Below are 24,970 nucleotides of genomic sequence, written 5' to 3' on the forward strand. Positions count from 1 at the left end.
GATACGCCTGGATTCAACGAGGAAAGACGCTGCCGCCATGCCGCATACCCGGTCCCACTTCACGGCCCACGAGGCACTGATCTGCGCCATGGTGCTGATGTCCGCCGCCGACCAGCACATGTCGGACGCGGAACTGGGCATGATGTCGCGGCTGGTGCAGGAACTGCCGGTGTTCTCCGACTTCCACGCGCGCGAGATCGAGCCGGTCACCGAGACCTGCCTCGCCCTGCTGGAGCAGAATGACGGGCTGGACCGCGCCTTCACCATGATGCGCGACGCCCTGCCCCCCCGCCTGCGCGAAACCGCCTACCTGCTGGCCTGCGAGGTCGCCGCCGCCGACGGCGAGGCTACCCAGGGCGAGCTGCAGTTCCTGCAGGACTTCCGCATCGGCATGGATATCGACCGCCTGATCGCCGGCGCCATCGAGCGCGCGGCCAAGGCGCGCTACCAGATGGCCTGACGGCTGGCTTGGCCGGGGACAGCAGGAATCGCCTCCCCGACCTTCGCGCCCGCCCCCGCATGACCTACCTTCACGGTCATGACCATCGAACCCGACGCCCGCCCCACCCTGTCCGCCCCCGACGACGACCCGCTGCTCTGGCTGGAGGAGGTCGAGGGCGCCGAGGCCACCGCCTGGGTGGAAGCGCAGAACGACCGGACGCTGGCCCTGCTGGCGGACCACCGCGTCGCCACCGACGCAGAAGCGCTGCGCGCCATGATGGACCGGCCGGACAAGATCCCGCACGTCACCCGCCGTGGCGGCTTTCTCTACAACTTCTGGCAGGACGCAACCCATCCGCGCGGCCTGTGGCGCCGCGCCACCATGGAATCCTATGCCACGGACGCCCCCGCCTGGGACGTGCTGCTGGACCTCGATGCCCTGATCGCGGCCGAAGGCGCCGACTGGGTGTGGAAGGGCGCCACCACCTTCCCGCCGGCGCATGAGCGCGCGCTGCTGAAGCTGTCGCGCGGCGGCGGCGACGCGGTAGTGCTGCGGGAATTCGACCTGACGACCCGCAGCTTCGTGGAAGGCGGCTTCCACCTGCCCGAGGCCAAGAGCAGCGCCGACTGGCTGGACGCGGACACGCTGATCTTCTGCTCCGCCCTGGGGGAGAACATGGCCACCGGCTCCGGCTATGCCCGTACGGCACGCCGCTGGCCGCGCGGCACCGACCCGCTGGCCGCTCCCGTGGTGTTCGAGGTGCCGGCCGACCACATGGCCGCCTGGTGCGGCACGGACCGCTCGGCTGATGGCGAGCGGGTGGTGTTCCTGGACCAGATCGGTTTCTTCGACGTCGCCGTGCATCTGGGCGACCGCCATGGCCCCCGCCAGCGCCTGGACCTGCCGACCGACCTGCGGGTCAACTGGTCGCGCGACCACGCGGTGCTGCAGCCGCGCACGCCCTGGACGGTGGACGGCACCACCCACGCCCCCGACACGCTGCTCGGCACCCGCCTGTCCGCGCTGCTGGCGGGCGAGCGCCGCTTCACCACACTCTTCACCCCGGGCGAGCGGCGGGCGCTGGACGGCTCCTTCTGGGCGGCGGGGAAGCTGGTGCTGTCCGTGCTGGACGACTTGAAGCCGGTGCACACCATCCGCGTCCCCGGGGATGGCGCCTGGACCGAGCACCGCCTGCCCGGCCTGCCGGAGATCGGCGTCGTCAGCGTTTGGCCGCTGGATTCGGAGGCCGAGGAATCCGATGGCACCCTGCTGGCCCTGACCCAGGACCCGCTGACGCCGCCGACGCTGCTGCGGACTTCCGTGGAACTGGCGGCCCCGCTGGTGCTGCGGCAGGCGCCAAAGCTCTTCGATGCATCCGGCCTGCGCGTCACGCGGCACGAGGCCGTGTCCTCGGACGGCGAGCGCATCCCCTACGTGCAGACGGGGCCGGACGGCGAAACCGGCGATGCGCCGGTCTACATGACAGGCTATGGCGGATTCCAGATCAGCATGCCGGCCGCCTATAGCGGCAGCACGGGGCAAAACTGGCTGCGCCGCGGTGGCACCTCCGTGCTCACGCATATCCGTGGCGGCGGCGAGTTCGGCACCCGTTGGCACGAGGCCGGCCGGCGCGAAGGCAAGCGGTTGAGCCATGACGACTTCGCCGCCGTCGCCGCCGACCTGGTGAAGCGCGGCGTGACGCGGCCGGGGCGCATCGCGGCGGAAGGCGGCTCCAATGGCGGGCTGCTGATCGCCAACATGCTGACGCGCTTTCCCGAGCGGTTCGGCGCGCTGTTCTGCACCATTCCGCTGATCGACATGCGCCGCTACGCCAAGCTGCTGGCGGGCGCGAGCTGGATGGCCGAGTACGGCGACCCGGAAAACCCAGCCGACTGGGCCTTCATGCAGCACTTCTCGGCCTACCATGTGGCGGAGCCGGGGCGTCCCTACCCCCCTATCCTGATCGCCACCACGCGGCGGGACGACCGGGTGCATCCGGGCCATGCCCGCAAGATGGCCGCCAAGCTGCAGCGCATGGGCTACGACGCCCGCTTCTACGAGCCCGCCGCCGGCGGCCACGGCTATGGCAAGGACAATGCCGAGACGGCGCGCTTCATGGCCATCGGCGCTGCCTTTCTGCGCCGCGCGATCGGCTGGGAACCGGCTTCAGAAGATCAGGCTGATCCCCGCTAGCCCGACCATGGGGCGCTCGCCTTCCGGGCGCTCCATGCCGGCGCTGACCATGGCCTTCAGCGCCACCTTGCCGCCGCCCCGGGTGCGCCCCAGTTCGTAGCGCCCGCCGAACCCGAATTGCGGCCGGGCATCGAACACGTTTTTCACCCCGCCACCGAACGGCAGCGTGCGGCTGACATCGATGTCGCCGGCCCCGTCGCCCGGGGCGATCAGCCGTGTCACCACATATCCAGCACCCGTGGAATAAGGCAGCGCGCCGCCCACCACGGCGCTGAGGCTGAAGTCGCCGGCCTGCCCGTCGCGCGCCAGGGCCGGCTGCGCCATTCCCATGATGATCATGGCGGCCACAATGAACTTGGCAAAATGGTCCGCGATCAAGGCAATGCTCCAGCAGGCTTTCACCATATATTTACGCGGCGATGTGCAGTGCAGCAAACACATTCTGCCGCATTAAAGCCTTTTTCTTGCCTTGTTTCACACGGGTTTTGCCACATTCCGCCTTCAGTTCAGGCACAAACGCAGAACGGCCCGCCCCTCGCGGGGCGGGCCGTTCCAGGCGCCACAAAGGGCACCCGGGCTTACATCGGCTTGAGGTTGGTCGCGGTCGCCTTGCCACGCTCCTGCACTACCTCGAAGGAGATCTTCTGGTTTTCCTGCAGGCCCTGCAGGCCCGCCCGCTGCACGGCGGTGATATGGACGAAGACGTCCTTGCCGCCATCCTCGGGAACGATGAAGCCGAAGCCCTTGGTGGCGTTGAACCACTTCACGGTACCGATCGCCATGCGACCCGATCCTTCTTTCTGTCGAACCGGAACGGACATCGCCCCGGCCATCTCCCATCCGGGTGACGTCTCTTGATGGGCGACCGGACAGACCGGAGGCACGGCAAGGCGATCAGCAGCGATGGCAGGCAAATTGGGACAGATCGTTTCGGCCCTGTCAACGCAAACCGCCCCTCAGGCGGCCCAACGAAAAAGGGGCGGCCCTTGCGGACCGCCCCTCCTCCGAACGACTGATCCGGAAGGATCAGAAGTCCATGTCACCCATGCCGCCCATGCCGCCGCCCGGGCCGCCGGCCGGGGCCGCGGACTTGGCGGGACGCTCGGCGACCATCGCCTCGGTGGTGATCAGCAGGGCGGCGATGGAGGCCGCGTCCTGCAGCGCCGTGCGCACGACTTTGGTCGGGTCGATGATGCCGGCGGCCACCAGGTCCTTGTACTCGTCGAGCTGCGCGTCGTAGCCATGCTCGTAGGTGTCGGTGCGCAGCACCTCACCGGCGATCACGGCGCCGTCCTTGCCAGCGTTCTCGGCGATCTGCTTCAGCGGCACCTGCACGGCGCGGCGGACGATCTCGATGCCGACCTGCTCGTCGTTGTTCAGGCCCTTCAGCGAGGCGAGCGTCAGCGAGGCGCGGAGCAGGGCCACGCCACCACCCGGCACGATGCCTTCCTCGACCGCGGCGCGGGTCGCGTGCAGCGCGTCGTCCACGCGGTCCTTGCGCTCCTTGACCTCAACCTCGGTGCTGCCACCGACGCGGATCACGGCGACGCCACCGGCCAGCTTGGCCAGACGCTCCTGCAGCTTCTCGCGGTCGTAGTCGGAGGAGGTCTCCTCCACCTGCGCCTTGATCTGCTCCACGCGCGCCTGGATGTCGGCCTTCTCGCCGGCACCGTCGACGATCGTGGTGTTCTCCTTCTCGATCCGGACCATCTTGGCCTGGCCGAGCATGGCGAGCGTCACGGTCTCGAGCTTGATGCCGAGGTCCTCGCTGATCACCTGGCCACCGGTCAGGATCGCGATGTCCTCCAGCATCGCCTTGCGGCGATCACCGAAGCCAGGGGCCTTCACGGCGGCGATCTTCAGGCCACCGCGCAGCTTGTTGACCACCAGGGTGGCCAGCGCCTCGCCTTCCACGTCCTCGGCCACGATGATCAGCGGGCGGCCCGACTGAACGACCGTCTCCAGCAGCGGCAGCATCGGCTGCAGCTGGGACAGCTTCTTCTCGTGGATCAGGATGTAGGGGTTCTCGAGCTCGGCGATCATCTTCTCCGCATTCGTGATGAAATACGGGGAGACATAGCCGCGGTCGAACTGCATGCCCTCGACGACGTCCAGCTCGGTCTGGATGCCCTTGGCTTCCTCAACCGTGATGACGCCCTCGTTGCCGACGCGCTCCATCGCCTCGGCGATCATGCCGCCGATCTCCGTCTCGCCGTTGGCGGACAGGGTGCCGACCTGCGCCACTTCGGCGGAGGTGGTGATCTTGCGGGTCTTGGAAGCCAGCTCCTCGACGATCTTGGCCACGGCCTTGTCGACGCCGCGCTTCAGATCCATCGGGTTCAGGCCGGCGGCCACGGCCTTGGCACCCTCGCGGATGATGGCCTGGGCCAGCACGGTCGCGGTGGTGGTGCCGTCGCCGGCCAGGTCGTTCTGCTTCGAGGCCACTTCGCGCACCATCTGCGCGCCCATGTTCTCGAACTTGTCGGCCAGCTCGATTTCCTTGGCGACCGTCACACCGTCCTTGGTGATGCGCGGCGCGCCGAAGGACTTGTCGATCACCACGTTGCGGCCCTTGGGGCCCAGCGTCACCTTCACGGCGTCGGCCAGGATGTCCACGCCGCGCAGCATGCGCTCACGGGCGGGGGCGCCGAACTTCACGTCCTTAGCAGCCATAATCATGATCCTTTAACTGTTGTCGCAAGAAACCCGGGGTGGGCGGACTCGAGCCAGCCTGTTCAGGCGGCGAGAATGCCCAGAATGTCGGATTCCTTCATGATCAGCAGGTCTTCACCCTTGATCTTCACCTCGGTGCCCGACCACTTGCCGAACAGAACGCGGTCGCCGGCCTTCACGTCCAGCGCGACCAGCTGGCCCTGCTCGTTGCGGGCGCCGGTGCCGACGGAGACGACTTCGCCTTCCTGCGGCTTCTCCTTGGCGGTGTCCGGGATGATGATGCCACCGGCGGTCTTCTCGTCGGCGGTCAGCCGGCGGACGACAACGCGGTCATGCAGCGGACGAAAGCTCATGGTCTTCTCCTCGACGCCCTGATGCTGGCGCATCTGGAATTCCTGGCTCTCCCGGTCCGGCAAGCCCTGTCAGCACTCACCGCGGGAGAGTGCCAGCGACTTAGGCTGCCCCCGGGCCGGCGTCAAGGCTTTGTCAGCACTCTCGGGCATCGAGTGCTAATGCCTTGTTCCAGCATGTTTTTCTTCCCAGCCGCGGCGGCGGCGTGGCAGCATTCCCGCAGGACGGAAAGGCCAGAGCGCCCACTGAAACGGAGTTGCTGCCCGATGCTGCTGCGCGAGATCGATTCCTTTGTGCGAATCCCCGACTGGCGGCTGACCACAGCCGAAATCCTGTACCACCTGCCGGACCACCCCGGGCTCCTGCAAACCTTTATCTGGCAGAAGCTCGACCACGCGCCGGCCTTTCCCGAGTTGCACCGCTTCCTGGAATTCTGGCGGCGCGACATCGAGGGCCCGCTGCATTCCGTGCGCGTCGCTTCCGCCGCCCTGTCCCGCCCTGTGGGCTTTCGCTTCGCGGATGGCGAGTTCCGCCTGCATTGAAAAGCGCCGGGGGCCGGGCGCTAGCCCACCCCCAGCACCAGCAGCAGCCCTGTTACCGTCATCACGGACAACAGGGTGGACAGCAAGACCGTGGCGCCCGAGCGCTCCGCGCCCGCGGCATAGCGGCGGGACAGGAAAAAGGCGTTGGCCCCGGTGGGCAGCGCTGCGGCGACCACCGCCACCGCCATGGGCAAGGGCGGCAAGCTGATCAGCCGGGCCATGCCCCATACCAGCAACGGCATCAGCAGAAGCTTCACCGCCGTGCAGAGCAGCGCGGAAGGCCAGTCGCGCCGCGCATCAAAGGCCACCAGCGTGCCGCCCAGGCAGAACAAGGCCACCGGCGGCCCGGCCGCGCCGGTCAGCTCCAAAAAGCGCCGCGCCGGCCCCGGCACCGGGATGCCCGCCTGATACACCACGAAGCCCGCGACCACCGCGATCATCACCGGGTTCTGCATCACGGACACCAGCGTGGCGCGCAGGATGCGCCACAGCGGCGCCCGGCCGCCATGCGCCACCTCGCCGATCACGGTGCCGATGGGCAGCAGAATCAGCGAATGCAGGCCGATGATGGTCAGCAGCTGCGCCAGCCCGGCCGGGCCGAAGGCCGCCAGCACCAGGGGAATGCCGATCATCGCGCTGTTGCCGAAGGCGGCGTTGAGCCCGAAGGTATTGGCTTCCCCCAGCGGCATCCGCAGCGCCCGGCGCGCCAGCAGCATGGCCAGCGCATAGGCCATCAGGCATCCCGAGAAGAAGGCCACCGCCGTGGCGCCGCCGCCTTCGTGCGGGCTGGTGGCCCCGCCAAAGATCAGGCAGGGCATGGCCAGCCGGAACACGAAGTCGTTCAGCCCGCGCAGGCCCTCCTCCGTCACCCAGGCGCGGCGGGCGGACAGGTAGCCAAGCGCGATCAGCACGAAGACCGGCAGGATGACCTGCAGCAGGATGCTCATGCCGCCGGCCGCCCGCTCACGTCCCCAGCAGCCCGCCCACGAAGCCCGGCAGCCAGGGCAGCCGCGCGCGGGCACAGCGCCCGGCGTGCAGGACGGCGCGCACCCGGTCCACGGTGTGGTGGAAATCCTCGTTCACCAGCACGTGGTCGAAGTCGCCGTAGTGGCTGATCTCGTCCTGCGCGGCGTGCATGCGGCGGGCGATCTCCTCGGCGGAGTCCTGCCCCCGGCCATGCAGCCGGCGCTCCAGCTCCGCCAGGCTCGGCGGCAACAGGAACACCCCCAGCACGTCGCCCGGCAGCGCCGCGCGCAGCAGCCGGTGGCCCTGCCAGTCGATGTCGAACAGCACGTCCCGCCCGGCGGCCAGCGCCGCCTCCACCGCCGCGCGCGGCGTGCCGTAGCAGCGGCCGAACACCTCGGCATGTTCCAGCAACTCGTTCGCGGCGATCATCCGCTGGAACTCGGCATGCTCGCGGAAGAAGTAGTGCACGCCCTCCTGCTCGCCGGGGCGCGGCTGGCGCGTGGTGGCGCTGACCGAAAGCCGCAGCTCCGGCTCGCGTTCCAGCAGCGCGCGGCTGACCGAGGACTTGCCGGCACCGGACGGGGCGGACAGCACGAGGCAAAGGCCCCGGCGGGAAAGCATGGTCATTCGACGTTCGCCGCCTGCTCGCGCAGCCGCTCGATCGCGGCCTTGAGGTCGAGGGAAATGCCAGTCAGCCCTAGGCTGGCCGACTTGGCGCCCAGCGTATTAGCTTCGCGGCCGAATTCCTGGGTCAGGAACTCCAGCCGGCGCCCGGCGGGCTCGCCGCCCGCCAGCAGCGCTCGGGCGGCGGCGACATGCGCGCCCAGCCGGTCCAGCTCCTCCCGCACGTCGGATTTCTGCGCCAGCAGCGCGACCTCCACGGCCAGCCGGTCCTCTGGCACCCGCCGCTCGCCGTCCAGCAACTCGGCCAGCGCGGCGGACAACCGGGCGCGGTGCGCCGCCGGCTGCTCGCCGGCCAGGGCGGTGGCGCGCTCGCACAGCACCGCGATCTCGTCCAGCAGCGCGTGCAGGATGGCATCCAGCTTGGCGCCCTCCTCCGCCCGCGCCTGGGCCAGGTCCTCCACGGCGCGGCGGAAGCCCTCGGCCAGCGCGGCGTTGCGCGCCTCGGCCTCCTCCTCGCGCGGCTCTGGCGTTTCGGTGCGCAGCACGCCGGGCATGGCCAGCACCGACTCGGCGCGCGGCGGCGGGCAGCCGGGAATGCGCGCCGCCACCTGCAAAGCCAGGGTCAGGGCCTGTTCCAGCGCCGCCGGGTCCAGCGTCAGGCGCGGCGCCGGGCGCTCCTCGCGCTTGACGCTGAGGCTGGCGGAAATGTTGCCGCGCTTGAAGCGTGCGGTGGCGACCTCGCGCAGCCGGGGCTCCAGCAGGTCGGGGCCGGGCGGCAGGCGCAGGCGGACATCCAGCCCCCGCCCGTTGACGCTGCGCAGTTCCCACACGAAACCCGCGCCATCGGGCAAGGTGCCCGCCTGCCGGGCAAAGCCGGTCATCGATGAAAGGGCCATGCGCGGCCTTTTCCAACCCCAAGGCGCGGGATGCAAGACATGACAGCCCACCCCTGGCGGCACATCGCCATCACCGGCGCCTCCTCCGGCCTGGGCCGGGCGCTCGCGCTGGCTTCGGCCGCCCCCGGCGCGTGCCTTTATCTGACCGGGCGCGATGCCGCGCGGCTGGACGCCACCGCCGCCCCCTGCCGCGCCGCCGGTGCCACCGTGGCCACGACGCTGCTGGACGTGCGCGACGCCCCTGCCTCCGCGGCCTGGATCGCGGCCATGCCGCGGCTCGACCTGTTGCTGGCCAATGCCGGCATTTCCGGCGGCACCGGCACGGCCAGCGAACCCGCCGACCAGGTGCGCGCCATCTTCGACACCAACCTGCTTGGCGTGCTGAACACCGCCCTGCCCGCGCTGGACCGCATGCAACAGCAAACCCCGGGGCCGGACGGGCTGCGCGGCCGCATCGGCGTGGTCAGCTCGCTGGCCGCCTTTGTCGCCTCGCCCAGCGCACCGGCCTATGCCGCCAGCAAGGCCGCGGTGCAGCGCTGGGCGGAAGCGACCGATGCGTCCAGCCGCCACCACGGCGTCCGGCTGCACGCGGTCTGCCCCGGCTTTGTCCGCACGCCGATGACGGACGCCAACCGCTTTCCCATGCCCTTCATGCTGTCGCCGGAACAGGCGGCGGAACGCATCCTGCGCGGCATCGCCGCCGGGCGGCTGCGCATTGCCTTTCCACGCCGCACCTACTGGCTGTCCCGGCTGGCCGGTGCCCTGCCGCCGCAGGTGCTGGCCTGGGGGGCGGGAGCGGTGCCGGCCAAGGGCGCCCTGGCAAAGGGTACCGGACCCGGACAGGAATGACGTCTTCCCGGCCCGCCTTTCCACGCCACCGCCCCACGGCATCCGCCAGAAGGTAAGTGCCGCCGACTGCCCTCCCGCATCAAACACAGAGGGATGGGGTTCGGGGCAATTCCTTTCCCCGAGCTGGCTACCGCCGCGTTGCCAGCCAGATGCCGCCCAGCACCACGGCCCCTCCCGCCAGCACATGGGCCGCCGGAAACTCGCCCAGCCACAGCGCCCCCACCAGCGCCGCCGACACCGGCTGCAGGTAGCCCACCAATGACGCCTTGGCCGCCGGCGCCCGGGTCAGCAGCCCGATAAACAGCGAAAGCGGAATGGCCGAGCCAAGCACCCCGAGCATCGCCAGAACCAGCCAGACCTCGCGCGGCTGCGCGAGGGCGGCCGCACCGTCCCACAACAGCGCCGCCGGCAGGGCCACGACAAAGGCCACCACCTGCTGGCCCAGCACGAAGTGCTCCGGCACCGCCGGCCGTGCCCAGCGGACGTAGAGCGTGCCGGACGCGTAGCACACCGCGACCGCCGCCATCATCAGCGCCGACAGCGGATCGGCGGCGCCGGACAGGGCGGACGGCCCGAGCACGACGCCGATGCCCAGAAAACCCAGCGCCAATCCGCCGAACAATCCCGGGCCCGGCTTCTCCTCGCGCAGCAGCAGCAGGCTGAAGCCGCCGACCAGCAAGGGCGACATGGCCTGGATCAGCGCGGCAGGCGCGCTTTCCACCCCGCCCATGGCGGCGGCGGTCAGGATATTGGGCAGCCAGCCGTTCAGCGTGCCCACCACGGGGATGTGCCACCAGGTGGCACCGCGCGGCCAGGACAGCCGCCGCGTGAACAACAGGAACAGCATGACGGCCGCCGCCGAAAAGCCGGCGCGCACGGCGGCCACCGCCAGCGGCGGCATGACCGGGGCCAGATGCCGCAGCAAGGGAAAGCACGATCCCCACAGCCCCGCGATGACCAGCAGCCGCAGCCACAGCTGCGACACGGTCAGCGGGGCAGGGTTCAAGGCGTGGTGGAGCGCTGCCGCTCGATCTGCCGCCAGCGGGCGACGTTGCGGTTGTGCTCTTCCAGCGTGCGGGCGAAGGCATGGCCGCCGCTGCCATCCGCCACGAAATACAGATCGTCGCTGTCGGCTGGCTTCAACACGGCGGCGATAGAGGCCTCGCCCGGGCTGGCGATCGGCCCGGGCGGCAGGCCGCGGTTGCGGTAGGTGTTGAAGGGGTGGTCGCGGTCCAGGTCAGCCCGGCTCAGCGGGCGGTCCAGCACGGCGCCGTCGGCGGCGGCATAAGCCACCGTGGGGTCGGATTGCAGCGGCATGCCACGGCGCAGGCGGTTGAGAAACACCGCCGCGACGCGCGGCCGCTCCGCCGCCTGGCCGGTTTCGCGCTCGACGATGGAAGCCAGCACCAGCGCCTCGCGCGGGGTGGTCACCGGCAGGTTGGGCGCGCGGTCGCGCCACAGGCGCTCCATCGCGGCATCCATGGCCGCGTCGGCGCGGCGGACCAGCGCGGCGCGGCTGTCGCCATACTGGTAGGAATAGGTTTCGGGCAGCAACTCGCCTTCCGTCAGCGGCGGCAGGTCACCGGTCAGGCCCGGCGCGGCCTCGACCAGCTGCGCGATCTGCCTGGCGTTCAGCCCTTCCGGAATGGTCAGGCGGCGCTGCACGGGGCGGGCGCGGCGCAGGACCTCCAGCACCTCGGCCAACGAGGCCTGGGCGGGGAACAGGTATTCGCCGGCCCGCAAGGGGCCCTGGCCCCGGGTGATCCAGGCGGCGGGCGCCAGCAGGCGGGCGTCGCGCAGCACGCCGCGCTCGGCCAAGGCGTTGGCGATGGCCTGGGTGCCGCCGCGCGGCACGACAATGGCAGTCGCCTCGGGCAGCGGCCCGGCCGCGCGCCATTGGCCATAAGCCCAGACAGCGCCGCCGCCGGCGGCCAGGCCACCGAGCAGGAGCAGCACGAGAAGGACGATCAACGCCTTGCGCATGGCACCCTGCCGCTCAGAAAGAAAAAGGGCCGGGGCGTCGCTGCCCCCCGGCTGGCCACCGCCGCAATCCCCCCGATCAGACGATCAGGGCGCCCGGCGGAACAAAATACTCGCATTGGTGCCGCCAAAGCCGAAGCTGTTGGACAGCGCCACGTCGATCTTGCGCTCCTGCGGCTGCAGAGCCACGCGGTCGATCGCGCTGTCCCGCGACGGCTTGTGCAGGTTCAGCGTCGGCGGCGCGACGCCGTCGCGGATCGCCAGCAGGGAGAAGATGCCTTCCACCGCGCCCGCGGCACCCAGCAGGTGCCCGATCGCCGACTTGGTCGAGGACATCGCGACGCCCTTGGCATCGTCGCCGAACAGCCGCTCCACCGCTTCCAGCTCCAGGTCATCGCCCAGCGGCGTCGAGGTGCCATGCGCGTTGACGTACTGGATCTCGCCAGGGGCGATGCGCGCATCGGCCAGGGCCGACTTCATGGCGCGATAAGCGCCCTCGTGCCCGTCGGCCGGTGCCGTGATGTGGTTGGCGTCGCCGGACATGCCGTAGCCGATCACCTCGCCATAAATCTTGGCGCCGCGCTTTTTCGCGTGCTCCAGCTCTTCCAGCACCATCACGCCGGCACCCTCGCCCATGACAAAGCCGTCGCGGCCCTCGTCCCAGGGGCGGGAGCCATCGGCGGGGCTGTCATTGAAGGCGGTGGACAGCGCGCGGGCGGAGCAGAAGCCGGCAATGCCGATCTCGCAGACCGCCGCTTCCGTGCCGCCGGCCACCATCACGTCGGCATCGCCGAGCGCGATCAGCCGCGCGGCATCGCCCAGCGCATGCACGCCGGTGGCGCAGGCCGTGACCACGGCGTGGTTCGGGCCCTTGAAGCCGTATTTGATGGACACATGGCCCGAGGCCAGGTTGATCAGCGAAGCCGGAATAAAGAACGGCGACAGCCGGCGCGCCTTGCCGGCGCCAACCAGCTGCGAACCGTTGTAGATTTCCGGCAGGCCACCAATGCCGGAGCCGATCATCACGCCCGTGGACCAGCGGTCCTGGTCGCTTTCCGGCACCCAGCCGGAATCCTCGACCGCTTCCGTCGCCGCCACCAGGGCGAGCTGGATGAAGCGGTCCATCTTCTTCTGGTCCTTGACCGGGATCCACTCGTTGAAGTCGAGCTTCCCCTCGGCCTTGGAACCGGCAGGCACCTCGCCGGCGATCTTCGCCGGCAGGTCCTTCGGGTCGAACAAGGAAATCGGGCCGATGCCGCTCTCGCTGGCAAGCATCCGCTGCCACACATGCGCGACGCCGACGCCGAGCGGGCTGGCGATGCCCATCCCGGTGACGACGACGCGGCGCGGCGTCGTCAGAGAACCGAACACGCGTGCAACCTCCCGACCTTGTTCTCTAGAAGCAGCGAAGGGGCCTCAGGCCGCCTTCTGCGCCTCGATGTAGTCGATCGCGTCCTTGACGGTCGTGATCTTCTCGGCGGCGTCGTCGGGAATCTCGACCCCGAAGGCCTCCTCGAACGCCATCACCAGCTCGACGGTGTCGAGGCTGTCGGCGCCCAGGTCGTCGATGAACGACGCCTCGGAGGTCACCTTGGCTTCCTCGACGCCGAGGTGCTCGACAACGATCTTCTTCACCTTGTCGGCGGTATCGCTCATGGCGATTTCTCCTGCTGAACGCTGCCTGCGCGGCGGGAGGGAACAGCCCCATCCCATGGCCCGCGCGGGCTTAACACACAAACTTCGCGGGGAACAATTCCCCGGAAGAAACTCGGCCGGCCCGGCCGTCAGGCCGGGCCGGCGATCAGATCATCGCCATGCCGCCGTTGACATGCAGCGTGACGCCCGTCACCCAAGCGGCCTCGGTCGAGGCCAGGTAGGCGACGGCGGCGGCGATGTCGGCGGGGCTGCCCATGCGGCCCATCGGGATGCGCTCCATCATGCGCCCCTTCTGCTGCTCGTTCAGCGCGTCCGTCATCGGCGTCTCGACAAAGCCCGGCGCCACCACGTTGACCGTGATGCCGCGCGACGCCAGCTCCTGCGCCAGCGACTTGCTCATGCCGATCAGCCCGGCCTTGGCGGCGGCGTAGTTCGCCTGCCCCGGGTTGCCGGTGACGCCGACGATGGAGGCGATGGAGATGATCCGCCCTTCCCGCCGCTTCATCATGCCGCGCATGGCGGCGCGGGCCAGGCGGAACGGCGCGGCCAAGTCGACCTCCAGCACGTCCGCCCAGTCCTTGTCGGCCATCCGCATCGCCAGCCCGTCGCGGGTGAAGCCGGCGTTGTTGACCAGGACGTCCAGCCGCCCGAAGGCCGCCTCCACCTGCTCCACCAGCGCCGCCGGCGCCGCCGGGTCGGCCAGGTTGGCGGGCGCCACCAGCGCGCCATCCAGTTCCGCCGCCAGCTCCTCCAGCTTTTCGCGCCGGGTGCCGGACAGCGCGACCCTGGCGCCCTGGCGGTTCAGGGCGCGGGCGATCTCGGCACCGATGCCGCCGGTGGCACCCGTGACGAGCGCGACCTTGCCTTCGAGGCTGAACATATCCGGGCGTATTCCTTACAGGCTCTTCAGGAAAGCTTCGATGTCGGCCGGGTTGCCGACCGACATGGCGCCCGCGTCCGGCGCCAGCCGCTTGGCCAGCCCGGTCAGCACCTTGCCGGAGCCGATCTCGACGAAACGGTCGCAGCCCAGCTCCACCATGGCGCCCACGCATTCGCGCCAGCGCACCGTGCCGGTCACCTGCCGCACCAGCAGCTCGCGGATCTCGGCCGGATCGGTCGCCTTGGCGGCGGACACATTGGCCACCAGCGGCACCACCGGCGGGCGCAGCTCGGCCAGCGCCAGGGCTTCCGCCATGGCATCGGCGGCGGGCGCCATCAGCGAGGAATGGAAAGGCGCCGACACCGGCAGGATCATCGCCTTGCGGATGCCCTCGGCCTTGGCCAGCTCCACCGCCCGCTCCACGGCGGCGCGGTGGCCGGAAATCACCACCTGCCCGCCGCCATTGTCGTTGGCGGCCTCGACCACCTCGTGGCTGCCGTCGGGCGCCTCGGCGGCACGGGCGCAGATGGCGCGGGCCTGCTCCATGTCGGCACCCAGCAGCGCGGCCATGGCGCCGGTGCCGGCGGGCACCGCCTTCTGCATCGCATCGCCGCGCAGCCGCAGCACCCGCGCGGCGGTGGCCACGTCAAAGGTCTGCGCCGCCGCCAGGGCGCTGTATTCGCCCAGCGAATGGCCGGCGACCAGCGCCACGCGCGACTTCAGGTCGAAGCCGCCTTCCTGTTCCAGCACGCGCAGCACGGCGAGCGAAACCGCCATCAGCGCCGGCTGGGCGTTGGCGGTCAGCGTCAGCTCCTCGGCCGGGCCCTCGAACATCAGGGCGGACAGCTTCTGCTTCAGGGTGTCGTCCACCGCCTCGAACACTTCGCGGGCGGCGGGAAAGGCGGCGGCCAGGTCGCGGCCCATGCCGACGGTCTGGCTGCCCTGGCCCGGAAAGACAAAGGCGAGCGGCATGAGGGGGTTGTTTCCCACGTGTGAATGGCGGCCGGCGGGGTAGAGGCGTGGCAGGAATGTGTCAAGGAATGCTTGGCCGGCCCCGCCACCGCCGGCGCCGCCCTTCTCTACAAGGATGTTCCGGGCACGCCCGCAGGCCCGCCGCGGGGTCCCATACAGCGACCCAAAAGACACAGCGGGCGCGAATCCTTTGACTCGCCCCCTCCCCCATGCTTAACGCGGCCCACCCTGCCGGGTGCGTGGCATCGCACCCGGCTATGCCCGTTTGCGTCCTCACATGGCATGGTGCCGTGCGGACCGCCCGGGGCTGAGACAGCCACAGGGAGATCCCATGCCGCTTTACGAGACCGTGCTGATCGCACGTAACGACCTGACGCAACAGCAGGTCGACACCATCACCGACCAGATCTCCGCCATCATCACCGACGCCGGTGGCGAGGTGAAGAAGCGCGAGTACTGGGGCCTGCGTGGCCTGGCGTACCGCATCAAGAAGAACCGCAAGGGGCACTACATGCTCCTCGGCCTCGAGTGCCCGCCGGCGGCGGAGCAGGAGATGGCCCGCCAGCTCGGCCTCAACGAGGACGTGCTGCGCCACATGACCCTGCGGGTCGAGGCGATCGACGCCGAGGCGCCGTCGGCCATCCTCGCCAAGCGCGGCGACGACCGCGAGCGCGACCGTGGCTTCCGTGGCCCCCGCCCGGCCGGCCGCTTCTCCTCCGGCCGTGGCCGCGAGCGGAGCGACGACCGCGAGGAGTTCCGCGCCCGCGGCCGTGACGACGACGATTCCAACCGTGGTGGCGAGGAGTAATCCAGCATGTCCGAGACCGCTGACCTGAACCCCGCCGCCCGCCGCACCGCCGTCGGCGCGCGCCGCCCGTTCTACCGCCGCCGCAAGTCCTGCCCGTTCTCCGGCCCCAACGCGCCGAAGATCGACTACAAGGACGTGCGCCTGCTGAGCCGCTTTCTGAGCGAGCGCGGCAAGATCGTGCCGAGCCGCATCACCGCGGTGTCCGGCAAGAAGCAGCGCGAGCTGGCCAACGCCATCAAGCGCGCGCGCTTTCTGGCGCTGCTGCCCTACGTCATCAACGACTGAGCCACTGAAGACGGTTTGACGGACACACGGCGGTGAGCCTGCAATCCTCCGGCACGAGCCTGCCCGACGACCCGCGCATCCTCGCGGGCGCGGCGGCGGGGCTCGTCTCGGCGGTGGCGGCGCTGTTCGCCTTCAACGGCCTGCCGATGGGAACCATGCTGTTCTGGCTTTCGCCATTGCCGCTGTTTCTCGCCGGTCTCGGCTTCGGCCTCGTCGCCTTCGGCCTCGCGCTGGTGGTGGCGGTGGTGGCGCTGCTGCTGGCCAGCCACGGCGTGGCGCCGGCCCTGGTCTGGCTGGGTGCCTACGGCGTGCCCGCCGCGCTGCTGCTGGGGACCGGCCTGAAGGCCGGGCCGCAGTTGTCGCTCGGCCTGCCACTGGCGCTGCTGGGCCTTTGGCCGGCCGTGGTCGTCCTGTTCGCCAGCCTTTGGCTGGCCGGGCCGGATGGCGGGCTGGAAGCCGAGCTGCGCCAAGCCGTTTCGCTGGGCCTGGCCCGCATGGGCGTCGAAGCCCCGGCGGCGATGGTGGAGCGGATCGTCCGGCTCAAGGCCGCGGCGGTGGCATTGTGGCTCGGCTTCGTGCTGGCCGCCAATGCGGGCTTCGCGCAGCGGCTGCTGGCCCGGCACGGGCTGGCACTGCGGCCCGGCGTGGTGTGGCGGCATGCCCGCCTGCCCCGCTGGTATCCGGCCCTGCCGGCCCTCGCCGTGCTCGCCTGGGTGCTGGCGGAGCCGGATGCCACGTTGCTGCCGATGTCGTTGACGCTGGTGCTGGCCGTGCCGCTGCTGTTGCAGGGGCTGGCCGTGCTGCACACCCGGCTGCGGCCGGTGGCGTGGCGCGCCCCGGTGCTCGCCGCCGTTTATGTCCTGCTTTTCGTCTTCAGCCTGCCCTGCGCTGTCATCCTGGTGGCGCTGGGCCTCGTCGAACAATTCGGGCGCGCCTTGCCGCCGCCCGCCAACTCCTGAGGTCGGGGTTCCATACCGATGATCGACGTCATCCTGATGCAGCGGGTCGACAAGCTGGGGCAGATGGGGGAGCAAGTCTCCGTCCGCCCCGGCTACGCCCGCAACTTCCTGCTCCCGCAGGGCAAGGCCATCCGCGCCAGCAAGGCCAACCTGGAGCGCTTCGAGAAGGAGCGTGTCCAGCTTGAGGCGCAGAACCTGAAGCGCAAGGCGGAAGCCGAGCGCGTGGCGGAGCGCATGGACGGCCTGACCGTCGTGCTGATCCGCCAGGCTGGCGAGGCCGGTGGCCTTTACGGCTCCGTCAGCGCCCGCGACATCGCCGACAAGGCGACCGAGGCCGGCCTGACCGTCACCCGCAACCAGATCATCCTGGAGCAGCCGATCAAGACCCTGGGTCTCACCACGGTCCGCGTCGAGCTGCACCCGGAAGTCCTGCTGCCGCTGGTCGTCAACGTCGCCCGCTCCCCGGAAGAAGCCGAGAAGCAGGCGCGCGGCGAGGACCTGCGCGCCGAGCAGCAGGCCGAGGACGAGAGCCTGGAGGCCGAGCTGGCCGCCGAGCTGTCCGAGCTGGGCGCCGCTTCCGAGCAGTAAGGCCACCGCCGGGCTTCGGCTCGGTGTCAGCCGGAACAGGGCACCGCGGCAACGCGGTGCCTTTTTTCGTGCCCGCCAGTCACGATCAAGCTGATGGCATGAAGCTTTGGTAAGCTGCGGGGGGCTGCGACTGGACAACCCCGCTGACCCATCGCCACCATTGCTGAATGGTGACATGGAAAGGCTCGGGCATGCTGTTCGACCGTATTCTAACCCGCCTGATCACGCGCGGGACCCTGACCGTCCGCTACCCGGACGGCCACATCCGGGAATATCGCGGCACCGCCGGACCGGGGCCCGCGGCCGGGCTGGACCTTCGCGACAAGCGCGCCGTGCGGCGGCTCAGCACCAACCCGGGCCTCGCCTTCGGCGAGGAATACATGCGCGGCGGCCTCGCGCCGCTGAACTGCACCCTGTTCGAGCTGACCGACCTGATGGTCCTCAACATGATGGAGGGCGCGGGCCACCCGGCCGAGAAGCTGATGGAATGGGTCCGCTGGGGCCGCAGGCGCTTCGACCAGCTCAACCCCGCCGGCCGGTCCCGCCGCAACGTGGCGCATCACTACGATCTGAACGGCCGCCTTTACGCGCTGTTCCTGGACCGCGACCGGCAATATTCCTGTGCCTGGTTCCCCACCGGCGAGGAAACGCTGGAGGAGGCGCAGCTTCTGAAGAAGCGCCACATCGCGTCCAAGCTCAAGCTGGACCGGCCGGATCTGGAGGTGCTGGACATCGGCTGCGGCTGGGGCGGCATGGCGCTGCACCTGGCGCGCGAGCATGGCGCCCGCGTCACCGGCATCACGCTGTCCACCGAGCAGCTGGAAACCGCCCGTGCCCGCGCCGCGGAGGCTGGGCTGTCCGACCGCGTGCGCTTTGAGCTGATGGATTACCGCGACTGGAAGCACCCGGTGGACCGCATCGTGTCCGTGGGCATGTTCGAGCACGTGGGCATCGATCACTACCGCACCTTCTTCCGCACCGTGAAGGGCGCGCTGAAGGAGGACGGCGTGGCGCTGATCCATGCCATCGGCCGCGCCGACGGCCCTGGCAGCACCAATGCCTGGATCACCAAGTACATCTTCCCCGGCGGCTACTCGCCCGCCCTGTCAGAGGTGCTGCCCGCGGTGGAGCGCTCGGGCCTCTGGGCCACGGATATCGAGGTGCTGCGGCTGCACTACGCCCACACCATCGCCCACTGGCGCCGCCGCTTCGCCGCCAACCGCGACGCCATCCAGAGCCTTTACGACGAACGCTTCTGCCGCATGTTCGAGTTCTACCTGGTGGGCTCGGAGCTGGCCTTTCGCCGCATGGGCCACATGAACTGGCAGATCCAGCTGACCCGCTCCATGGAAACGCTGCCCCTGACCCGCGACTACATGGTGGACGCGGAGCGCGGCATGGCCGCGGAAGCACGGCACGATGCCCGGGGTCCCCTGGCGACGGGGTAAGGCCCGGGGCCATCCATCCCCGCCTTACACTTCCTTTGCCGGCTGATCGCAAAGCATCCCCGTTATCCACAGGCTTCGGGCGCCCTGTGGATGAATGGTTGCGGTAGTGTCGGGGCATGAACAGCGTATCGCCGCCCGACGGCCTGGCGGGCCTTTCGTCCCAGCGCCAGCCCCCCTCGAACCTGCAGGCGGAGCAGGCGCTGCTGGGCGCCCTGCTGGCCAACAACAAGGCCTATGAACGGGTCTCGGAATTCCTGGCGGCCGAGCACTTCGCCAATGCCGCGCACGGCCACATCTTCGGCGCCATCCAGCGCCGCATCGAGGCCGGCCAGCTGGCGGATGCCGTCACGCTGCGCATGGAGTTCGAGCATTCCGGCCGCCTGGCCGAGGTGGGCGGCGCCGAGTACCTGGCGCGGCTGATCGGCGCCATGGTCGGCATCATCAATGCCGGCGACTATGGCCGCATCGTCCACGACGCCTGGCTGCGCCGGCAGCTGGTCGACCTGGGCGAGCAGGTGGTCAACCGCGCCTTCGGCTCCGAGGACGGGCTGGAAGGCCGCGAGCAGCTGGAAGCCGCCGAGCAGGCCTTGTTCGACCTCGCCAAGGACGGCGGCAGCGAGGGCGGCTTCGTCACCTTCGGCCGCGCGCTGACGGAGGCGGTCAACCTCGCCGAGAAAGCCTTCACCAGCGGCGGCGGCGTGTCCGGCCTGTCCACCGGCCTGCGCGACCTGGATGCCAAGACCGGCGGGCTCCACCCCTCGGATCTTCTGATCCTCGCCGGCCGCCCCGGCATGGGCAAGACCGCGCTGGCCACCAAGATCGCCTTTGGCGCCGCGCAGCAGATCCTGCGCGAAGCCGAGGACCGCGACGGCCCCGGCGCCGTACCCAAGGGCGGCTGCGCCATCTTCTCGCTGGAAATGAGCGCCGACCAGCTCGCCAACCGCCTGTTGTCCGAGTCGGCGCGCATCTCCGGCGACCGCATCCGCCGCGGCGAGATCATGCAGCGCGACTTCGACAAGTTCGTGGAAGTCTCGCGCGAGCTGGCCCGCCTGCCGCTCTACATCGACGACACGCCCGCCATCACCATCTCCGCGCTGCGCACCCGCTGCCGGCGGCTCAAGCGCACGCGCGGCCTCGACTTCATCGTGGTCGACTACCTGCAGCTGATGCGCCCCGCCGCGGGCTCCCGCCCCGAGAACCGGGTGCAGGAGATCAGCCAGATCACCCAGGGCCTCAAGGCCATCGCCAAGGAACTGGCGGTGCCGGTGATGGCGCTGTCGCAGCTGTCCCGTCAGGTGGAAAGCCGCGAGGACAAGCGCCCGCAGCTGTCCGACCTGCGCGAATCCGGCTCCATCGAGCAGGACGCCGACATGGTGATGTTCGTCTACCGCGACGACTACTACCTGAAGGCGCAGGAGCCCAAGGACGTCAACTTCACCGACGGCGAGAAGCTGCAGGACGCCATCAGCAACTGGCAGGCGCGCATGGAAAAGGCCCACAACAAGGCCGACCTGATCATCGCCAAGCAGCGCCACGGCCCCACCGGCACCATTCCGCTGTTCTTCGAGGCCGAGTTCACCCGCTTCGGCGACCTCGACCACGTGCATTCCGACGATGGCTACTGAGCCCCTCGCCACCGAGGCGCTGCTGCAGGTCGACCTAGCCGCCATTGTTTCCAACTGGCGCGACCTTTGCGCCCGGCACGGCGCGGCGGTGGCCGGCGTGGTCAAGGCGGATGGCTACGGGCTGGGCGCGCCCGCCGTGGCCCGCGCGCTGGCCGGTGCCGGGTGCCGGCACTTCTTCGTGGCGCAGTTCAGCGAGGGCGTGGCGCTGCGTGCCGCCCTCGGCCCCGTGCCGGCCATCGCGGTGCTCAGCGGCTTTCCGCCCGGCGCCGACCCCTCCGGCACGCTGGTGCCGGTGCTGAACGGCCCGGCCGACATCGCCGCCTGGGCCGCCGCCGGCCCGCCAGCGGCCGGCTGCATCCTGCACCTCGACACCGGCATGGAGCGCCTGGGCCTTTCACCCGCCGAGCGCGCCACCCTCGTCCCCGGCGCGCTGGACGGGCTGGACCTGCGCTTCGTGATGACCCACCTGGCTTGTGCCGACGAGCCGGCGCACCCGCTCAACGCCGCCCAGCCCGCCCGCTTCGCCGAGGCCGCGGCGGCCTTTCCCGGCATTCCCCGCTCCCTGGCCAATTCCGCCGGCATCTTCCACGGCGCGGCCATGGCGTCGGACCTCGCGCGGCCGGGCTGCGCGCTCTACGGCATCAACCCCACGCCGGGGCACGACAACCCGATGCGGCAGGTGCTGCGGCTGCTGGTGCCGGTGCTGCAGCTCCGCCATGTGCCGGCCGGAACGCCCGTCGGCTACGGCGCCACCTGGGTGGCGAAGCGTGACAGCCGGGTGGCCACCATTGCGGCCGGCTATGCCGATGGCTACCTTCGGGCCCTGTCCAGCCGGGGCATCGGCATTGTCGCCGGTCGCCCTGTGCCGCTGGTGGGCCGGGTATCCATGGATCTCATCACCCTCGACGTCACCGACGCCCCCGATCTCCGCCCCGGCGACCGGGTGGAGATGATCGGCCCCGGCCAGACGCCGGACGAGGTGGCGGCGCTGGCCGGCACCATCGGCTACGAGGTGCTGACCGGCCTCGGCGCCCGGTACCGCCGCCAGTACCTGCCGGCATAGAGGCGGTTTCAAGCATTTGACCTGGTTCCTGGATGTCATCGCCGCCGTCGGCGCCGCCGTGCTCGGGCTGTGCCGCAAGGCCGGCGCCATCGTGCTCTTCGCGCTGGAAGGCGTGTCGCACCTGGTGCGGCCGCCCTTCTACCCGCGCATCTTCGCCACAGCCTTCACCGAGATCGCCTGGTTCTCGCTGCCCGTGGTGGCGCTGACGGCGGTGTTCACCGGCATGGTGCTGGCGCTGCAGTCCTATTCCGGCTTTTCCCGCTTCGGGGCGGAAAGCGCTATCGCCAACGTGGTGGTGCTGTCCATCACCCGCGAGCTCGGCCCGGTGCTCGCCGGGCTGATGGTCGCCGGCCGCATCGGCGCCGCCTTCGCCGCCGAGATCGGCACCATGCGCGTGACCGACCAGGTGGACGCGCTGACCACCCTGTCGACCAACCCCATGAAATATCTGGTGGCCCCGCGCCTGCTGGCCGGCACGCTGGCCATGCCGCTGCTGGTGGTCATCGCGGACATCCTAGGTGTCATGGGCGGCTGGATCATCGGCACCGCCAAGCTCGGCTTCGGCTCGGCCGGCTATCTGAATGCCACGCTGAGCTTTCTGCAGCCGGTGGACGTGCTGTCCGGCCTCGCCAAGGCCGCCGTGTTCGGCTTCGTCGTCACGCTGATGGGCTGCTACCACGGCTACAACAGCAAGGGCGGCGCGCAGGGCGTGGGTGCGGCCACCACGGCCGCCGTGGTGTCCTCCTCCATTCTGATCCTGGCGCTCGACTACGTGCTGACCGAACTGTTCTTTTCCCGATGAGCGATACCCCCCCCAAGATCCGCCTGCGCGGCCTCAGCAAGGCGTTCGGCAGCAAGCGCGTGCTGGACGGCGTGGACCTCGACGTCGCGGCCGGCCAGGGCACCGTGATCCTCGGCGGCTCCGGCTCCGGCAAGTCGGTGACCATCAAGTGCATCCTCGGCCTGATCGAGCCAGATAGCGGCAGCATCGAGATCGACGGCCGGGACGTGCTGTCCATGTCCCGCCGCCAGCGGGAGGAGATCCTCGACCGCTGCGGCATGCTGTTCCAGAACGCGGCGCTCTTCGACAGCCTCCCCGTGTGGGAGAACGTCTGCTTCAAGCCGCTGGCGCAGAAGCGGCTGACCCGCGCCCAGGCGCGTGACAAGGCGGCGGAAGTGCTGGCCCGCGTCGGCCTCGCCGGCAGCGTCGGCGACCTCTCGCCGAGCGAGCTGTCGGGCGGCATGCAGAAGCGCGTCGGCCTGGCCCGCGCCATCGCCGGCGACCCGGACATCATCTTCTTCGACGAGCCCACCACCGGGCTCGACCCCATCATGGGCGCGGTGATCGACGGGCTGATCGTCGACGTGGTGCGCGACCTCGGCGCCACGGCGCTGTCCATCACCCACGACATGCCCAGCGCCCGCCGCATCGCCACCACGGCGGCGATGATCTACCACGGCCGCATCGTCTGGACCGGCCCGGCCAGCAGCCTGGGCCAGACCGGCAACGCCATGGTGGACCAGTTCGCCCGTGGCGAACGGGAAGGGCCGATCGGGATGGAACTACGAAAGTAAGCCAAGGCAAGGCCGGGGAAGGAATTCCCCGGGCCCCTTCTTTTCTTTCTGTGAGTCCGCGAGATGGCTCGGCCAGTTCGTGCCGGTCTCCGGCAGCGCCAATAAAACAAGAAGAAGATGGGGGTTCGGGGGAATTCTTTCCCCCGACCTTCTCTACCCCATCGGCCCTATCCGCTCCCGCGCGATCCGGTTCTTCAGCCACGTCGCCGCCGGCCCGCGCGGACACTGCTTGTGCCACACCAGTTCCAGCCCCACCGGCCAGTCGCCGCTGTCGAAGCCCAGTTCCGGCACTACCAGGTCCGGCCGGGTGGAGGAGCCGGCCAGCACGTGGTCCGACACCAGGGACCAGCCGACGCCGTGCTTGACCAGTTCCAGGATCACCCAGTGGCTTTCCACCCACCACACCTCGGCGGCGATCCGCAGGCGCTTTTTTTCCTCGCTGTCGGTCTGCGTGGCGACCATGAGTTGCCGGTGGCGCTTCAGGTCCTCCCACTGCACCACCTCGCGCGCCAAGGGGTGGTCGCGGCCGCAGACCAGCTTCATTGGCACCCAGCCCAGGGTCTGGAAGTCCAGCAGCGGCGGCAACTGCTCCTGCCGCCACATGATGCCGAGGTCGGCGGTGCCGTCCAGCACCAGCCGGCTGACATCCTCCATCAGCGGAAACAGCATCTCCATCTCGACATTCGGAAAGGCGGCGGCGAACTCGGCCATCAGCCCGCCAATCATGTGCTCGGGGTATAATTCGTCCATCGCCAGCACCAGCCGCGCTTCGGTGCCCGCCTCCAGCCCGCGCGCCACGCCGATCAGGTGCTCCCTGCGCTCCAGCAGCACCCGTGCCTCCGGCAGCAGCCGCTCACCGGCCGGCGTCAGCACCGGGTAGCGGGCCGCGCGGTCGAACAGCGCCAGCCCGAGGTCGATCTCCAGATTGGCAACCTGGGTGCTGATGGCCGACTGCGCCCGCCGCAGCCGCCGCGCGGCGGCGGAAAAGGAGCCGGTTTCGGCCGCCGCCACGAAGGCATCGAGCTGTTCCAGCGAGAGCGTCATCTATCGGATTTCCAGATGGAACCTAACTTTGATCCTGCCGTCTATCAGATAGAAAGGCTGCATTCGACCACATCGAGAGTGCCTTCATCATGCGCAGCGTCGCCGACCGTATCCGCCACACCCTGATGTTCGAGCTGATCGGGCTCGTGCTGCTGCTGCCGCTGGGCAACTGGGTGTTCGGCATCCCGGTGGCCGACATGGGCGTGATCGGCGTCGCCAGCGCCACCGTCGCCGCCGGCTGGAACTACGCGTATAACCTGGGCTTCGACCGCATCATGCAGCGTCTGACCGGCAGCACCCGCAAGTCGGTGCCCGTGCGGGTCCTGCACGCCGTGGCCTTCGAGGGCGGGCTGCTGGTGCTGCTGCTGCCGCCCATCGCTTGGTACCTGGGGCTGACGCTGTGGCAGGCCTTCGTGATGGATCTCTCCATCGCCGCCTTCTACGTCGCCTACGCCTTCCTGTTTAATCTGGCCTACGACCACATCTTCCCGGTACCCGCCGCGAAGCAGGCCCCGGAAGGCGCCCTCCCCGCCCGCGGCTGAACCTCCGAG

At 69.9% G+C, this 24,970-nt stretch carries 28 protein-coding genes; 14 read left to right on the top strand and 14 right to left on the bottom strand.

What is annotated here, in order from left to right; all coding sequences use genetic code 11:
* The first annotated feature begins 37 nt into the window (after positions 1 to 37).
* On the top strand, positions 38 to 460 hold the full coding sequence (locus IAI59_RS16845; protein WP_207414954.1) for a tellurite resistance TerB family protein: 423 nt from the start codon (positions 38 to 40) through the stop codon (positions 458 to 460).
* Between the two features lie 78 nt (positions 461 to 538).
* Positions 539 to 2,635, top strand: coding sequence for a prolyl oligopeptidase family serine peptidase (locus IAI59_RS16850; protein WP_207414953.1), 2,097 nt, complete (start codon positions 539 to 541; stop codon positions 2,633 to 2,635).
* Here the strand turns inward: IAI59_RS16850 and IAI59_RS16855 are convergent.
* From IAI59_RS16855 to groES, 4 genes are all read right to left on the bottom strand, one after another.
* Positions 2,609 to 3,076, bottom strand: coding sequence for a hypothetical protein (locus tag IAI59_RS16855; protein WP_207443817.1), 468 nt, complete (start codon positions 3,074 to 3,076; stop codon positions 2,609 to 2,611). The genes IAI59_RS16850 and IAI59_RS16855 overlap by 27 nt on opposite strands.
* A gap of 137 nt (positions 3,077 to 3,213) precedes the next feature.
* On the bottom strand, positions 3,214 to 3,417 hold the full coding sequence (locus IAI59_RS16860) for a cold-shock protein (RefSeq protein WP_207414951.1): 204 nt from the start codon (positions 3,415 to 3,417) through the stop codon (positions 3,214 to 3,216).
* 244 nt (positions 3,418 to 3,661) lie between these two features.
* Positions 3,662 to 5,308, bottom strand: coding sequence for a chaperonin GroEL (gene groL / locus IAI59_RS16865; protein WP_207414950.1), 1,647 nt, complete (start codon positions 5,306 to 5,308; stop codon positions 3,662 to 3,664).
* 62 nt (positions 5,309 to 5,370) lie between these two features.
* Complete coding sequence (groES, locus tag IAI59_RS16870; protein ID WP_207415484.1) at positions 5,371 to 5,661, bottom strand: co-chaperone GroES; 291 nt, start codon at positions 5,659 to 5,661, stop codon at positions 5,371 to 5,373.
* Positions 5,662 to 5,925: 264 nt separating this feature from the next.
* On the opposite strand from groES, the gene IAI59_RS16875 reads away from it, so the two are divergent.
* On the top strand, positions 5,926 to 6,201 hold the full coding sequence (locus IAI59_RS16875; RefSeq protein ID WP_207414949.1) for an usg protein: 276 nt from the start codon (positions 5,926 to 5,928) through the stop codon (positions 6,199 to 6,201).
* Between the two features lie 20 nt (positions 6,202 to 6,221).
* Here IAI59_RS16875 and IAI59_RS16880 read toward each other — a convergent pair whose 3' ends face one another.
* The 3 genes from IAI59_RS16880 to IAI59_RS16890 are packed head-to-tail and all read right to left on the bottom strand — an operon-like array spanning position 6,222 to position 8,687.
* Positions 6,222 to 7,148, bottom strand: coding sequence for an AEC family transporter (locus tag IAI59_RS16880; protein ID WP_207414948.1), 927 nt, complete (start codon positions 7,146 to 7,148; stop codon positions 6,222 to 6,224).
* A gap of 16 nt (positions 7,149 to 7,164) precedes the next feature.
* The gene (gene gmk / locus IAI59_RS16885; RefSeq protein ID WP_207414947.1) at positions 7,165 to 7,794 is read right to left on the bottom strand and encodes a guanylate kinase; all 630 of its coding nucleotides are present in this window, start codon (positions 7,792 to 7,794) and stop codon (positions 7,165 to 7,167) included.
* The gene (locus IAI59_RS16890) at positions 7,791 to 8,687 is read right to left on the bottom strand and encodes a YicC/YloC family endoribonuclease (protein ID WP_207414946.1); all 897 of its coding nucleotides are present in this window, start codon (positions 8,685 to 8,687) and stop codon (positions 7,791 to 7,793) included. The genes gmk and IAI59_RS16890 overlap by 4 nt, the downstream gene beginning before the upstream one ends.
* 39 nt (positions 8,688 to 8,726) lie before the next feature.
* Here IAI59_RS16890 and IAI59_RS16895 point away from each other — a divergent pair, with 39 nt between their 5' ends.
* Positions 8,727 to 9,536 carry an SDR family NAD(P)-dependent oxidoreductase gene (locus IAI59_RS16895; protein ID WP_336512451.1) on the top strand — a complete coding sequence of 270 codons (810 nt, stop codon included), beginning with the start codon at positions 8,727 to 8,729 and terminating at the stop codon, positions 9,534 to 9,536.
* A 127-nt stretch (positions 9,537 to 9,663) separates the two neighbouring features.
* Here the strand turns inward: IAI59_RS16895 and IAI59_RS16900 are convergent, their stop codons facing one another.
* The 6 genes from IAI59_RS16900 to fabD all read right to left on the bottom strand — a co-directional run bounded on the left by IAI59_RS16900 (position 9,664) and on the right by fabD (position 15,024).
* Entirely contained in the window at positions 9,664 to 10,542 is an 879-nt protein-coding gene (locus tag IAI59_RS16900; RefSeq protein WP_207414944.1) for a DMT family transporter, read from the bottom strand.
* Positions 10,539 to 11,519 (bottom strand): endolytic transglycosylase MltG, encoded by a 981-nt coding sequence (gene mltG, locus IAI59_RS16905; RefSeq protein ID WP_207414943.1) that lies wholly within the window; start codon positions 11,517 to 11,519, stop codon positions 10,539 to 10,541. The genes IAI59_RS16900 and mltG overlap by 4 nt, the downstream gene beginning before the upstream one ends.
* Before the next feature lie 84 nt (positions 11,520 to 11,603).
* Positions 11,604 to 12,887 (bottom strand): beta-ketoacyl-ACP synthase II, encoded by a 1,284-nt coding sequence (fabF, locus tag IAI59_RS16910; protein WP_272877392.1) that lies wholly within the window; start codon positions 12,885 to 12,887, stop codon positions 11,604 to 11,606.
* A gap of 45 nt (positions 12,888 to 12,932) precedes the next feature.
* Entirely contained in the window at positions 12,933 to 13,172 is a 240-nt protein-coding gene (locus tag IAI59_RS16915; RefSeq protein ID WP_120637424.1) for an acyl carrier protein, read from the bottom strand.
* A gap of 145 nt (positions 13,173 to 13,317) precedes the next feature.
* Positions 13,318 to 14,052: a 3-oxoacyl-[acyl-carrier-protein] reductase gene (gene fabG / locus IAI59_RS16920; RefSeq protein ID WP_207414942.1), complete on the bottom strand. Its 735-nt coding sequence runs from the start codon at positions 14,050 to 14,052 to the stop codon at positions 13,318 to 13,320.
* 15 nt (positions 14,053 to 14,067) lie between these two features.
* Positions 14,068 to 15,024, bottom strand: a complete 957-nt coding sequence (fabD, locus tag IAI59_RS16925) for an ACP S-malonyltransferase (protein WP_207414941.1) — start codon at positions 15,022 to 15,024, stop codon at positions 14,068 to 14,070.
* Between the two features lie 331 nt (positions 15,025 to 15,355).
* Between fabD and rpsF the strand changes: the two genes are divergently transcribed.
* From rpsF to IAI59_RS16970, 9 genes are all read left to right on the top strand, one after another.
* Positions 15,356 to 15,832 carry a 30S ribosomal protein S6 gene (gene rpsF / locus IAI59_RS16930; RefSeq protein ID WP_207414940.1) on the top strand — a complete coding sequence of 159 codons (477 nt, stop codon included), beginning with the start codon at positions 15,356 to 15,358 and terminating at the stop codon, positions 15,830 to 15,832.
* Positions 15,833 to 15,838: 6 nt separating this feature from the next.
* Positions 15,839 to 16,117, top strand: a complete 279-nt coding sequence (gene rpsR / locus IAI59_RS16935) for a 30S ribosomal protein S18 (protein ID WP_207414939.1) — start codon at positions 15,839 to 15,841, stop codon at positions 16,115 to 16,117.
* A 32-nt stretch (positions 16,118 to 16,149) separates the two neighbouring features.
* Entirely contained in the window at positions 16,150 to 17,076 is a 927-nt protein-coding gene (locus IAI59_RS16940; RefSeq protein WP_207414938.1) for a DUF2232 domain-containing protein, read from the top strand.
* A gap of 18 nt (positions 17,077 to 17,094) precedes the next feature.
* Positions 17,095 to 17,664: a 50S ribosomal protein L9 gene (rplI, locus tag IAI59_RS16945; RefSeq protein WP_207414937.1), complete on the top strand. Its 570-nt coding sequence runs from the start codon at positions 17,095 to 17,097 to the stop codon at positions 17,662 to 17,664.
* 191 nt (positions 17,665 to 17,855) lie between these two features.
* Entirely contained in the window at positions 17,856 to 19,112 is a 1,257-nt protein-coding gene (locus tag IAI59_RS16950) for an SAM-dependent methyltransferase (protein ID WP_207414936.1), read from the top strand.
* 116 nt (positions 19,113 to 19,228) lie between these two features.
* Positions 19,229 to 20,737 (top strand): replicative DNA helicase, encoded by a 1,509-nt coding sequence (locus tag IAI59_RS16955; protein WP_207414935.1) that lies wholly within the window; start codon positions 19,229 to 19,231, stop codon positions 20,735 to 20,737.
* Positions 20,727 to 21,800 (top strand): alanine racemase, encoded by a 1,074-nt coding sequence (gene alr / locus IAI59_RS16960; protein ID WP_207414934.1) that lies wholly within the window; start codon positions 20,727 to 20,729, stop codon positions 21,798 to 21,800. Before IAI59_RS16955 ends, alr begins: the two co-directional genes overlap by 11 nt.
* 16 nt (positions 21,801 to 21,816) lie before the next feature.
* Positions 21,817 to 22,602: an MlaE family ABC transporter permease gene (locus tag IAI59_RS16965; RefSeq protein WP_207414933.1), complete on the top strand. Its 786-nt coding sequence runs from the start codon at positions 21,817 to 21,819 to the stop codon at positions 22,600 to 22,602.
* Positions 22,599 to 23,375 carry an ABC transporter ATP-binding protein gene (locus IAI59_RS16970; protein WP_207414932.1) on the top strand — a complete coding sequence of 259 codons (777 nt, stop codon included), beginning with the start codon at positions 22,599 to 22,601 and terminating at the stop codon, positions 23,373 to 23,375. The genes IAI59_RS16965 and IAI59_RS16970 overlap by 4 nt, the downstream gene beginning before the upstream one ends.
* A 153-nt stretch (positions 23,376 to 23,528) precedes the next feature.
* Here IAI59_RS16970 and IAI59_RS16975 read toward each other — a convergent pair whose 3' ends face one another.
* Positions 23,529 to 24,419 (bottom strand): LysR family transcriptional regulator, encoded by an 891-nt coding sequence (locus IAI59_RS16975; RefSeq protein ID WP_207414931.1) that lies wholly within the window; start codon positions 24,417 to 24,419, stop codon positions 23,529 to 23,531.
* Positions 24,420 to 24,508: 89 nt separating this feature from the next.
* On the opposite strand from IAI59_RS16975, the gene IAI59_RS16980 reads away from it, so the two are divergent.
* The gene (locus IAI59_RS16980; RefSeq protein ID WP_207414930.1) at positions 24,509 to 24,961 is read left to right on the top strand and encodes a PACE efflux transporter; all 453 of its coding nucleotides are present in this window, start codon (positions 24,509 to 24,511) and stop codon (positions 24,959 to 24,961) included.
* The last annotated feature ends 9 nt before the right edge of the window (positions 24,962 to 24,970 follow it).

This window comes from Roseomonas haemaphysalidis, assembly GCF_017355405.1.
GTDB lineage: Bacteria > Pseudomonadota > Alphaproteobacteria > Acetobacterales > Acetobacteraceae > Pseudoroseomonas > Pseudoroseomonas haemaphysalidis.